Genomic DNA, 12,739 nt, shown 5'->3' with positions numbered 1-12,739 from the left:
CAATGGAACATGTAAAATGTGAATGTGGACATGTAAATCCGCATGGGACGATTTTTTGTGAATCATGCGGAAAACCGGTAGGTGACGAGAGTTCAAAGAAACTGTTGGACATGCGCTATGAGGGAAGTGCCAGACGATCACAAACATATGATAAAACGATGATCGATAAAATTTGGAATTTTTTCTCTTCTGTTAAAGTCGGTGTTTGGCTGATTGTTATGACGTTGGTTGCTTCTGCTCTTGGAACGATTTACCCGCAAGAAATGTACATACCTCCCAATGTTAAGCCTGCTGAGTATTATGAAGACCAGTACGGATGGACAGGTAAGTTGTACTATGAATTAGGATTCCATGATTTATACGGTTCATGGTGGTATATGATTTTAATAGCTTCTATTGGTATTTCACTTGTCATTTGCAGTTTGGATCGTGTTGTCCCGCTTTATCGCGCTTTAAAAAAGCAGGGGGTCACACGCCATTCTAATTTTTTAAAGAGGCAGCGCCTGTTTGGCATCAATACCAATTGGACCGAACAGGACTATGAAACCTTGAAAAAGGCATTGAAGCAGCGGCGATATGAGGTCCGCGAAGAAAACGGTAACATTTTGGCGGAAAAAGGCCGGTTCTCCAGATGGGGGCCCTACGTCAATCATATAGGACTCATCATTTTCTTGATTGGAGCCATGCTTCGCTTTGTTCCCGGCATGTATGTCGATGAAGTGCTGTGGATTCGTGAGGGGGAAACAAAGGTCATCCCTGGTACAGAAGGGCGTTATTATTTGAAGAATGACCGGTTTATTTTCCAAACATATGACAAATCGAAAGACAAACAAGTATTTGAGGATGCGATCAACCGTGTCGGCAACGGAATGATTGCCAAAAACTATCAATCTGACGTTACGCTTTACGAACGAAAAGGAGAAATAATTCCGGGCGCTAAACCTGAACTCAAGAAAATCAAAGAATACCCTATTCGTGTCAATGAGCCGTTAAAGCATGATCGCTATGCTTTATATCAAACAGATTATAAGCTGAATGAACTGAGCTCGATGTCTTTAAAATTAATTGATAAACAGTCAAAACAAGAATACGGGGTAGTGAAACTGGATTTACATGACCCAAAACTAAAATATGATTTAGGAAACGGCTATCGCGTTGAACTATTAAGCTATTTTCCTGACTTTTATTTTGATGATGACGGCAATCCTAACACCAAAACCCGTATTCCGAATAACCCGGCGTTCGTGTTTAAAATGTTTGCTCCTGACCGTCCAAAAGGGGAGGTCAGTTTTGTAGCCATTCGTCAAAACCTCGAACCGCTGGGGGATAACAAATATAAGATGGCGTTTGCGGGTATTGAGACGAAAAACGTTGCCGGATTAACCGTACGCAAAGACTTGACATTATGGATTTTGGGGATTGGCGGAGCCATTTTTATGATCGGCGTCATCCAAGGAATGTATTGGAACCATCGTCGTATCTGGATTCAACGTATGGGGAACGAACTTTGGATTGCAGGCCATACGAACAAAAATTGGTATGGGCTCAAAAATGAAATTAACCTCGCATTAAAAGATACAAACATTTTGGCTCCTGAGGATCAGGTGGATAAGGAGAAAAAAGTAAGCTAAGAGGGGGAACTGGAAAGTGGACCTGGCTAGTTTAAGCAGCAACTTGTTATATACAGCATTTATTTTATACCTTGTGGCGACGTTTTTTTTTGGTGGAGCCATTCGGGATAAACGCAGTACTTCCGATGTAAGCCGCTGGTCAAAGCTTGGCTTTTTAGTGACGGCCATTGGATTTGCGGCCCAGCTTGGTTATTTTATTACAAGATGGATTGCAGCAGGGCATGCCCCTGTCAGTAACTTATTTGAATTTACAACCTTTTTCGGCATGATGCTGGTAGGAGCCTTCATTATTATTTACTCTATCTATAAAGTAAGCATGCTAGGACTATTTACATTGCCGATTGCCATTTTAGTCATTGCTTATGCAAGCATGTTCCCAAGGGAGATTTCGCCGCTTATTCCGGCATTGCAAAGTGATTGGCTGCATATTCATGTAACGACTGCAGCGGCGGGGGAGTCCATTCTTGCGATCAGCTTTGCAGCGGGATTAATTTATTTAATTAAATTGATTGACCAAACAAAAGCCAACAGCAAGACGTTTTGGCTGGAATTTATTTTATTTTGTTTAATTACTGTAGTCGGTTTCGTTCTTGTCACAACCTCATTTAAAATGATGGATTATGAGGCGGCATTTCAATGGATTGATAAAAACAACCAGCAAGTAGAAGAAACCTATCAGATGCCGGCATTAGTGGGTTTGCATAAGGGAGAACTAAAAACAGAAGGACGCTTCGAACCTCTTGTAGACATGCCGGCCATCATTAACGCTAAAAAGTTGAACACGGTTATTTGGTCCTTGTTTAGCGGCCTCGTATTATATGGATTATTACGTGTCATCTTGAGAAAACGAATTGGAGCTGCTCTTCAGCCGTTTGTCAAAAACGCGAATCTGGATTTGCTTGATGAAATTGGCTACCGGTCTGTTGCGATCGGATTTCCGGTCTTTACGTTAGGTGCTCTTATTTTCGCGATGATTTGGGCTCAAATGGCCTGGACAAGATTCTGGGGATGGGATCCAAAGGAAGTGTGGGCACTCATCACATGGTTATTTTATGCAGCCTTTTTACACTTGCGTTTGTCAAAGGGATGGCACGGCGAAAAATCTGCATGGCTTGCAGTAGTGGGCTTTGCCATTATCATGTTTAACTTGGTTGCTGTTAACTTGGTTATTGCCGGTTTACATTCATACGCATAGAAAAATGTCAGAAAGATGGACCTTTCCGTTTATTTCGCTGGGAAAGCAGCGATATGGCGAAAGGTCCGTTTCTATATCGCGTCCTTTTGGAAGAAAAGGAAGGGCAGCATTTCTCGATAAAGGCAACAGTCTTCATGTTTTGCAGCGAAATCTTAATATTGAAGAGATTTTACAAAAAAATAACAGGGATACATACAGGAAAAATCACTGATCAATCTAGATATCAAAATTCATTTTTTGTAAACTAGAAGAAGGAGGAACGATACTATGCAAAATGAAATGAAAATTCTGGTTGTGGATGATGAAGAAAGAATTAGAAGGTTATTGAAAATGTATTTAGAGCGGGAAAATTATGTGATTGAAGAAGCAGCCGATGGTGAGGAAGCATTGGAGAAAGCTTTAGCAAATCATTATGATTTGATTTTGCTTGACCTTATGATGCCGGGAAAAGACGGCATTGAAGTATGCAAAGAGCTGCGTGAGAAAAAAGCGACCCCCATTATTATGCTGACCGCTAAAGGGGAAGAAGCAACCCGTGTACAAGGGTTTGAAGCAGGAACAGATGATTACATCGTGAAACCTTTCAGTCCGCGTGAAGTTGTATTGCGCGTGAAAGCTTTATTAAGAAGATCCTCTCCTACTACATATATACAAACTGAAACGAGCGCAAAAGATTTAATTGTATTTCCGCATTTAACGATAGATAATGATGCCCATCGTGTCACGGCTGACGGCCAGGAAGTAAGTTTAACTCCAAAAGAATATGAGCTTCTATGCTTTTTAGCAAAAACCCCTGATAAGGTGTACGATCGTGAGCAATTGCTTCGCGAAGTATGGCATTATGACTTCTTTGGGGACTTACGTACAGTAGATACACATGTAAAACGGTTGCGTGAAAAGTTAAATCGTGTGTCACCGGAAGCAGCCAAGATGATTGTAACCGTATGGGGTGTCGGATATAAATTTGAGGTTGGCAATGAATGATGTTTTGGCGAAGTGTTGTAGGTAAACTATGGTTTACCATTTTATTGCTCGTTTCATTTGTTTTATTCACACTGACCATTTTGCTGTTGGAGTTTTTTGAGAATTATCATGTAAATGAAGCGGAAAAAGAATTGACGAGAAAAGCGGTCAAAATCTCTCATATCATGGAACGAACAGAGGCTGAACAAATGGGCTTGTCTATTGTCGGCGAACTTGTAGATGATTCAAGTCTTGTTATTTTGCGAAACAAAAATCAACCTCCCGATTTTAGAAATGTGAAAGAAGATGAGAAGAGTTATATCGCCAAGCTTCTTCACCAAGATAAAAAGTTAAAGAGTGTTGCCCAAACGGGAAAAAATGTTCAGAAAAAAACATACCTCGGAAATCCTGACGAAAAAGATAGTGATGATTTGATTTATATTGTCGGTGTCCCTTTATCCGCTGATGGAGAGCAAGGAGCCATCTATTTATATGAATCGCTCTCGTCGATCGCTGAACCTTCCAAACATACAACGAAGTTCATTTTGCTCGCAGCCGGTGTCGCCATTATTTTGACGACGATTTTTGCGTTTTTCTTATCGACGCGTATTACGGCACCGCTGCGCAAGATGAGGCAAGCTGCTTTTGAAGTAGCAAAAGGAAAGTTTGATACGAAAGTGCCGATTTTAACACATGATGAAATCGGTGAACTGGCCATCGCGTTTAACCAAATGGGAAGACAATTGAAATATAATATCAATGCCTTAAGCCAGGAGAAAGAACATTTAGCCAATATTTTAAGCAGTATGGCCGACGGTGTTATTACGTTAAGCCGGGATGGTTCCATTTTGATTACGAATCCTCCTGCCGAGCGCTTTTTGCAAGCGGCTGATCATGAACAGGGCGATAAGGGGCAAAGTGAACTTCCTGCGAAAGTGCACTATTTGTTTCAGAAGGTCGTGGCGACAGAAGAGGAACAAAGTATTGAAATCACGATTCAAGGGCATAGCTGGGTTATTTTAATGTCTCCTTTATATAACCAAACGAAAATTCGTGGAGCAGTTGCCGTTGTAAGGGATATGACGGAAGAAAGAAGATTGGACAAAATGCGCAAGGATTTCATTGCCAATGTTTCCCATGAACTGCGTACACCGATTGCGATGCTTCAGGGTTACAGCGAAGCGATTGTTGATGATATCGCAAGTACGGATGAAGAAAAGAAAGAAATTGCCCAAGTCATTTACGACGAATCCCTCCGCATGGGCCGTCTTGTAAATGAGCTTCTCGACTTAGCGCGAATGGAAGCAGGACATATTCAACTGAATGTGGCCGATGTGTCCATTGCAGAGTTCTCGGAACGGATCGTCAGAAAATTTCAAGGCTTGGCAAAAGAGAAGCGTGTTTCGGTCACTCTGGAAAAAAAGGCCTTATCAAACGACGGAGCCACTTTTGACCCTGATCGAATGGAGCAAGTGCTGACCAACTTGATTGATAATGCGATTCGCCATACGCAAGAAGGCGGAAAAGTCGTATTGCATGTTGGAAATGATGAAACGGAATTGCTGCTGAAGGTGCAAGATAACGGAGCTGGCATCCCAGAAGAGGATTTGCCATTTGTGTTTGAGCGTTTTTATAAAGCGGATAAAGCAAGAACGCGCGGAAAGTCCGGCACAGGTTTAGGGCTCGCGATTGCAAAAAATATTGTTGAAGCACATGGTGGAGTTATTTCCGTATACAGTAAGCTTGGAGAAGGAACGACATTCTCGATCAGCCTGCCAACTAAAATAGAATAAAAGAATGATAAAGTGAAACTTCCATCGGAGGAGGTATGGCTCTGATGATTAGTTGAACCAACCGGGCTCTTACGGGCGGTTATCCCGTATTTAAAAAGTGGGGTTTTACCGTCCATTAGAGCGGGATAAAGGGTAAAGGTGTTTTTATTATAAAACTTAAAAGGGAATCTGGTGAAGATCCAGAACTGTCCCCGCAACTGTAATTGTGGACGAAATAAGCGAATACCACTGCATGGTATGACTGTGCGGGAAGGGCTTAAAGTAGGAAGAAGCAAAAGTCAGTAGACCTGCCTTTCCTTTACATAGTTTCACCTCTTCGGGGAGTAAGAAGTGTAAACGATAAAATGTGGCTCATATCATGTTTTTTCGTTAGAAGAGGGTGTTCAAAAAAGTACGATTTCTGGTACTTTTTGAACACCCTTACGTTTTTTGCTCGACAAGAAAGTATAAGGTGCACGTTGAAATTATCCAGCTGCACGAGCCAGCCCCCACGGTAATTTCGCTTCTTCCTGCGGAACCAAAAAGCGGTTCCTTCTCAGAAGCTCCAATTCCCTATGGGGCTAAGCGGGCTCGTTTCGCTTTTCTTGATTGTCCAGCTGCACGAGCCAGCCCCGCTTTTTTTAATACATAACAGGGATAAAAGGAGTTAAGCAGTTTGAAAAATAATAGAGAAACTCATCGTTTATTCATGGTATATATGTCCAGTATAGGTTTTGTGATCATTACGGCATTAATGGGAATTAGCATTGGCTCTATTCATATCCCCATTTCGATGATCGGTAAAATTTTGGCGGGTTTTTTGTTCCAGCTGCCCATTCCTATTGAGCAGCAGGAACAAATGACGCCCCTTATTACATCCATTCGTCTTCCCCGCGTGATTTTAAGCTTTTTGATTGGAGCGGCTCTTGCTGTCTCAGGGGCAGCATTGCAGGGACTACTGAAAAATCCACTGGCTGATCCTTATACACTGGGGGTTTCATCAGGAGCCTCGTTAGGAGCGGTGGCCGTTTTATTTTTTCATCTTCAGCTTCCTTTGCTAAAAGGGTATACATTGCCTTTGGTTAGTGTCATGACCGCTCTGCTGGCATTGGCCTTTATTATTTTCACCTCCACAGTCTTACTAAAAAGACTAACAATTGAGTCGATCATTTTAATAGGCATTATCTTGAGTTCTTTTTTGAGTGCGGTTATTTCCCTGCTCATTGCTTTATCCGGGGAAGAGTTGCGCCAAATTATGACGTGGTTATTAGGGAGTGTATCCATGCGCGGCTGGGCATATATCCAGTTGTTTCTTCCTTTCTTCACGACCGGTTTATTAATCATGTTATTATGTTTAAGAGACTTAAATGCGCTAACGTTTGGCGATGAAGTCGCCCAATCACTCGGGGTGAATGTGGGGAGATCCAAAATCCTCCTTTTATTTGCTTCTTCTTTATTAACAGGGGGGGCTGTTGCCGTTTCAGGAACAATTGGATTTGTAGGGCTGGTTATCCCGCATGTCACCCGTCTGTATATCGGTTCTAATTACCGTCATCTGTTGCCGTTATCATTATTAAACGGAGGTGCATTTTTAGTGCTGGCCGATTTGATCGCCAGGACTATTATCACACCGCGTGAATTGCCGATAGGGGTTATCACGGCTCTTGCAGGTGCGCCAATATTTTCCATCTTATTTATCCGGAGATATAGAAAATGACTTGTAACTTTTTAAAGAGAGAAAACGACTAAAATAATGAGAGCGGGAGGGAAGAACGGTGAACGCGGTCTTTCAACAGCTTTACGAAAAATATCATCAAGATCTCTTTCAATTTTTAATGTATATGGTTCGCAGCCGTGAAATGGCTGAAGATCTCGTACAAGAGGTCTACATTCGTGTTTTAAAATCGTACGAGCGGTTTGAAGGCAAAAGCCATGAGAAAACGTGGTTATTTTCGATTGCCAGAAATGTTGCTATTGATCACTTTCGAAAGCAAAAAAGCTGGAAGCAAAAAGTGTTGGATGTTTTTGATTGGAATAAAAACTCCTTAGTGGACAACACGCCTTTACCAGAAGAGTTGGCTGTGAAAAATGAGGAAATTCAAATGATGTATCAATGTCTGGAAAAGTGTACAGTAGATCAACGATCTGTTATCATTCTACGATATATGCAATCACTATCCATTTCCGAAACTGCACAAGTGCTTGGATGGACAGAGAGCAAAGTGAAAACGACTCAGCATCGTGCGCTTCAGGTGTTAAGGAAAAAAATGATGGTGCTTTCATCAAGGGGAGGGAGCAAGTGTGAAGATGGGACAGTGGAACGAAAAACAAATTGAGGAATTACTGACCCGCATGCCAAAGCCGAATGATGACCGGTCTTTACAAGAGGTTTATCAAAGCATCCAAAAAAAGATGGAAAGAAAGCCGCAAAGGATGTGGATTTTGTCAGGCTTAGCATCAGCAGCTGTTGCGTTGCTTTTAGTAGTATTGGCTCTTCCGCTTTTTCCGCCAGAGGAGAAGCTAGAGCCATCTTCCGCTCAAAATCAGGCTGGAATGGAAAAAGGAGGGCAACCTGCCGTTGAAGTTCAAAAGCAAAACGGGCAAGGAATTATGGTGAAGCCTTCTCTTTTAAAACCGGAAGGGAAAAACTACATTACGGTTGCTGCGCCTGATCAAAGTATTCAGTTTGTGGTTCCTCTTACTTATATGGTCAAGGATGAGGGCGACGCGATTGTTCAATCCATAAAGAAGAAGGCTGGTGAATTGGATGAAGAGAAGCTTGGTTTGTCCAAAAATATCATTCAGGATCTAAACCTTATGGAAAGCCAACATTTAGTAAAAGTAACGGTGGAAGCAAATCATCCTTATGGAATCGGATCGACCGCGGAGACGATGTTTATAGATTCACTTGAAGAAACTTTTCGCTGGCTTCCATATGATGAAGTAGAGTTTGAGACAGATGGCCGTAAAGGGATTAGGTTAGGGAACACAGGTGAATTGAAGACACTTCCGATACATCCCATCTTACGAAAAGCCTATTTAATTTATCAACTGGACAAAGACCATCCGAAGTTGTTAGCTCCAACACATGAATCATACAAAACGTTTGGTGAAGCGATGGAAGCCATGAAGAAAGATGATGAATTAGATAAGCTCCATGCTTCTATTCCAGATGATGTGAAAATTGAAAAGATTAAGAGTGATGAAACCCATCTAATAATAAGATTTTCCAATGATACGAAACTGCGGAACGAGGAGCAATATGTTTATATGCTGCATGCCATCATGCTCACCGCCCGCGACTTTGGCTATAAGTCCATCAAATTCGAGGGGGGCACCATCGATAAAGTTGGTGACATCCGTTTACAGGAACGCTACACAGTTCCGGCAGCTCCAAATGTTATTACTCCAAAGAATGAAGAGAGGTAACAGAAGGCTATTGAGGCAACCGAAAGTCAGCTTTCAACGGCAGAACAGAAGCTGTCTCATAAGCTTCGAGTATATTACAAGAATCGATTTTTACTGAAAGGGACCCGTCATAAAATCTCTTGCTATTGCTGGATTTTCTTGACGGGCCCTTTCAGGAGGATAACTCAAAAGGGATGATTTTGAGTTATCCTCTTTTTCATTTTTTAGGTCTATAAAATAATGGAAATGCGTAAAGTATATGTATGTACAAAATATACATAGGAGGATCAGAATGCTTGATTTTGTTAGGCGCATTTTAGTCGTGGTCATTATGGCACTATGTATTGGCCTTCTGTTTGTGGGCGGGAAAATGGCAAAAGCGGAAGAAAATGGGAGCTGGCAATGGCCGGTTGAAGGAAAAATTTCGGATGTGTTCGGTTCTCGTGATGCGCAGCATCACGGAATCGATATCGCCGCCCCGGTTGGAACAGATGTCATGTCCGTAAGTAAGGGGATTGTTTCCCGTTCTTATTTTTCCGATACATATGGACATGTCATCTTTGTCCAGCAGGAAAATGGTTACGAAACTGTTTATGCACATTTGCATAAACGGTTTGTTTTTGAGGGCAATGTGGTACAAGCCCGTCAAAAAATTGGAGAAGTAGGGAACACAGGTAGATCATCGGGAGCCCATTTGCATTTTGAAGTACATAAAGGTTCTTGGAATAACGAGAAATCAAATGCTTTAAATCCCCTTTTAGTATTAGACCAAAAGCGTTTGTATGCATATTTAGATGACCGCTATACAAGTAAAGAGGTGTTTAAACAAACAACAGAGGTAGAATCGAATCATAAAATAGAAGAGACCGTTCAACAAGGGGACACGCTTTGGGAATTGGCCAATAAATATAACACCACTATCGGACAAATCAAAAAATGGAACACTTTAAAATCAGATTCGATTTATATTGGACAAACAATAGTTATTTATGCCGCTACCGTACAGTCCAATTCTTAAAAAGAAGAGGATGATTCAAAAGGTATAAAAAGACATACCTTTTGAATCATCCTCCTGAAAGGACCTGTCATGAAAATCCAGCAAAACCAGAAGATTCCGTGACGGGTCCTTTTAAAGGCCAACTTTTGTCATGGATTAGAGACTTATGGGACAGCCTCTTTTTTATTATAGCTCAATTTTATGAATAGATACGATTTCACTGACACTTTGTAGAGTTGCAAGTATATTGTCATCCAGTTGTTTATCAAAGGAGAGCATCATGATTGCCTCTCCGCCCTTTTGTTTACGTCCTACTTGCATCGTCGCGATATTGACATTGTGATCACCGAGCACTTTACCTACATTCCCGATTACACCCGGCTTATCGGTGTGCTGAATATACACTAAGTGTCCTTCCGGCGCAAAGTCGATATCAAATGCTTGAATGTTAACAATCCGAGGACCATAGTCTTGAATATAGGTTCCCGTAATCGTAAATGAGTTATGATCTCCTTTAACCGTTACTTGAACAATATTGGAGTAACCTTGTGTGTCATCAGATACTTTTTCTCCAAAAGTAATCCCTTGTTGTTTGGCAACCATAGAGGCATTGACTTCGTTAACCGGGTGATCAACACGAGGTTTTAAAAACCCGGCTAATACGCCTCTTGTGATATAGTTGGTTTCTAAATCAGCGACTGTTCCGGCATACGTTACGGAAATTTCTTGAACCGGTTCTCTCATACATTGTGAAATAATAGACCCCATTTGTTTTGTTAATGTTGTGTATGGGTATATCTTTTCAAATACTTCTTTTGATATGGCAGGCAAATTAATAGAAGAGCTGACAGGCTTTCCTTCAAGAAATTGCAGCACTTCAAAAGCCACATCTTCCGCAACGTTAAGCTGTGCTTCTTTTGTAGATGCGCCAAGATGAGGAGTTGTAATCACTTGGGCAAAATCAAGCAATTTATTGTCAATAGGAGGTTCTACTTCAAATACATCAAGTGCCGCTCCTTTTACATGCCCGATTTCTAAATAATGAATGAGTGCTTCTTCATCAATGATGCCGCCTCTCGCACAGTTCAATAAATAAACACCTTTCTTTGTTTTGGCAAGTGTTTCACGATTTAGTAGCCCTTTTGTTTCTTTTGTAAGAGGAGTGTGGACGGTGATGATATCTGCTGCCGCTAATAATGAATCTAGCGATACTGAGTTAACGCCTAGTTTTTCCGCTCTTGTTGCGGTTAAGAATGGGTCAAAAACACAGACCTTCATTCCAAACGCTTTTGCCCGTTTCGCAATTTCTGAGCCGATACGGCCAAATCCTATGATTCCAAGTTGCTTGTTGTATAGCTCTGTCCCGACAAAAGCAGAGCGATTCCATTCTCTTGATTTAACAGAGATATTTGCTTGTGGAATATGACGAACTAAGCTTGCCATCATGGCAAAAGTATGTTCCGCTGTAGAAATGGTGTTACCGTTTGGTGCGTTAATGACGACGATTCCACGTTTTGTAGCTGCATCAGCATCAATGTTGTCAACGCCAACACCCGCGCGCCCAACAATTTTTAAGTTAGTCATTTTAGTTAATAATTCCTCTGTGACTTGTGTTGCGCTTCGGACAAGAAGAGCGTCATAAATATGTAACGAATCTTCTACTTCCCCTACTTTTTTCTGTATTACCTCAATATTCTCCGCCTTTAGTAATGGAGCCAAGCCCTCACTGCTGATAGCATCAGCGACAAGAATGCGATACATCGTAATCTCTCCCTTTATGGACTTAAATATTTGATAATTTAACATAATATAAAAATTCCGTCAATTGGTTTTGGCAAATGTTCATAATGTAACCGTTACCAATAAAAGAAATCTTATTTTCACGAACATTATATCTCGTTTTTTTAAGAATGTTCAGTTTTACCGATTGTTATACTCGGATTTTAAGGCGCGGAGGCAGTTTAGTAAAGTAAATTATAATTTATAATATTCTCAAATAAAGAAATCTCTTCTTATAAAAGGACAATTTTTTCATTTGATACTTACCATTTTGTTCTTGGAGTTCTTTACACTCTTCAATTCATTTAGCGGTAGCTTGCAGGTGTTTCCGAGTGCTGATTTCTGTTTTGCCTTTATAGCGCTCAAAGAAGTGAGAGGTTCGTTATTTACTTTTAATTCGAGATAAGTTATAATGGACCATGACAATAGCATATGGTCTATCTTCGGGCATGTTTTTTGAACCTATCCTCTTTTCGAGAGATGGTTTGATGAACAAACAGCATACTAATATAAAAAAGCGACTCTTCTATAGGAGTCGCTTTTAAATTGAAGAATTATTCGAATTTAGTTGCGTCGCCTTCAAATGGCTCATCAGCAACTTTAATAGAGTCGGTAGGACAGCCTTCTGCTGCATCCATCATGTCATCTAATAATACATCAGGAACTTCAATGATTCCCTGGTTGTCATCTAATGTTACAAATGCGATGCCTTCATCGTCGTAATCGTAAATGTCTGGTGCAGCTGCTCCACACGCACCGCATGCAATGCAAGTTTCTTTGTCAACAATTGTATACTTTGGCATAACAAGACCTCCTATAATCTCTCACGTATAATGCTAATTTCTACCTCTTTTGAGGTTTGCTTATTTTAATCTTCGTTTTTATTTTAAAACTGTTTTGATAACTTTTCAATAGTAAAGTCATTGAGAATACTTATCAGACAAGGACTTTCCCGTATATTGATGCCCGTAAATGAAAAGAAGTAAACATGGAA

Annotated in this window: 10 protein-coding genes and 1 riboswitch; of the genes, 8 read left to right on the top strand and 2 right to left on the bottom strand. The window is 40.9% G+C overall.

Annotated elements, in window-relative coordinates:
* Positions 1-2: 2 nt before the first annotated feature.
* From ACFOU2_RS04300 to ACFOU2_RS04265, 8 genes are all read left to right on the top strand, one after another.
* On the top strand, positions 3-1,631 hold the full coding sequence (locus ACFOU2_RS04300) for a cytochrome c biogenesis protein ResB (RefSeq protein ID WP_377912537.1): 1,629 nt from the start codon (positions 3-5) through the stop codon (positions 1,629-1,631).
* Positions 1,632-1,653: 22 nt separating this feature from the next.
* Positions 1,654-2,826, top strand: a complete 1,173-nt coding sequence (gene ccsB / locus ACFOU2_RS04295) for a c-type cytochrome biogenesis protein CcsB (protein WP_377913574.1) — start codon at positions 1,654-1,656, stop codon at positions 2,824-2,826.
* 267 nt (positions 2,827-3,093) lie between these two features.
* Positions 3,094-3,810: a response regulator transcription factor gene (locus ACFOU2_RS04290; RefSeq protein ID WP_377912535.1), complete on the top strand. Its 717-nt coding sequence runs from the start codon at positions 3,094-3,096 to the stop codon at positions 3,808-3,810.
* The gene (locus tag ACFOU2_RS04285; protein ID WP_377912533.1) at positions 3,807-5,582 is read left to right on the top strand and encodes an ATP-binding protein; all 1,776 of its coding nucleotides are present in this window, start codon (positions 3,807-3,809) and stop codon (positions 5,580-5,582) included. Before ACFOU2_RS04290 ends, ACFOU2_RS04285 begins: the two co-directional genes overlap by 4 nt.
* 119 nt (positions 5,583-5,701) lie before the next feature.
* Positions 5,702-5,891: riboswitch (cobalamin riboswitch) on the top strand.
* 379 nt (positions 5,892-6,270) lie between these two features.
* On the top strand, positions 6,271-7,278 hold the full coding sequence (locus ACFOU2_RS04280) for a FecCD family ABC transporter permease (RefSeq protein ID WP_377913572.1): 1,008 nt from the start codon (positions 6,271-6,273) through the stop codon (positions 7,276-7,278).
* Positions 7,279-7,336: 58 nt separating this feature from the next.
* On the top strand, positions 7,337-7,897 hold the full coding sequence (sigX, locus tag ACFOU2_RS04275) for an RNA polymerase sigma factor SigX (RefSeq protein WP_377912531.1): 561 nt from the start codon (positions 7,337-7,339) through the stop codon (positions 7,895-7,897).
* Positions 7,863-8,990 carry a hypothetical protein gene (locus ACFOU2_RS04270; protein WP_377912529.1) on the top strand — a complete coding sequence of 376 codons (1,128 nt, stop codon included), beginning with the start codon at positions 7,863-7,865 and terminating at the stop codon, positions 8,988-8,990. The genes sigX and ACFOU2_RS04270 overlap by 35 nt, the downstream gene beginning before the upstream one ends.
* 271 nt (positions 8,991-9,261) lie before the next feature.
* The gene (locus ACFOU2_RS04265) at positions 9,262-9,987 is read left to right on the top strand and encodes a M23 family metallopeptidase (RefSeq protein ID WP_377912527.1); all 726 of its coding nucleotides are present in this window, start codon (positions 9,262-9,264) and stop codon (positions 9,985-9,987) included.
* 165 nt (positions 9,988-10,152) lie between these two features.
* Here the strand turns inward: ACFOU2_RS04265 and serA are convergent, their stop codons facing one another.
* Positions 10,153-11,727: a phosphoglycerate dehydrogenase gene (serA, locus tag ACFOU2_RS04260; RefSeq protein ID WP_377912525.1), complete on the bottom strand. Its 1,575-nt coding sequence runs from the start codon at positions 11,725-11,727 to the stop codon at positions 10,153-10,155.
* Positions 11,728-12,299: 572 nt separating this feature from the next.
* Positions 12,300-12,548, bottom strand: coding sequence for a ferredoxin (locus ACFOU2_RS04255; protein WP_377912523.1), 249 nt, complete (start codon positions 12,546-12,548; stop codon positions 12,300-12,302).
* Between the last annotated feature and the right edge of the window lie 191 nt (positions 12,549-12,739).

The organism is Bacillus songklensis, from assembly GCF_042649685.1.
In the GTDB taxonomy this organism is placed as follows: Bacteria; Bacillota; Bacilli; order Bacillales; family Bacillaceae_H; genus Bacillus_BA; species Bacillus_BA songklensis.
Note: the sequence above shows the minus strand (reverse complement) of the source record. Positions and strands in the feature narration are given on the sequence as shown.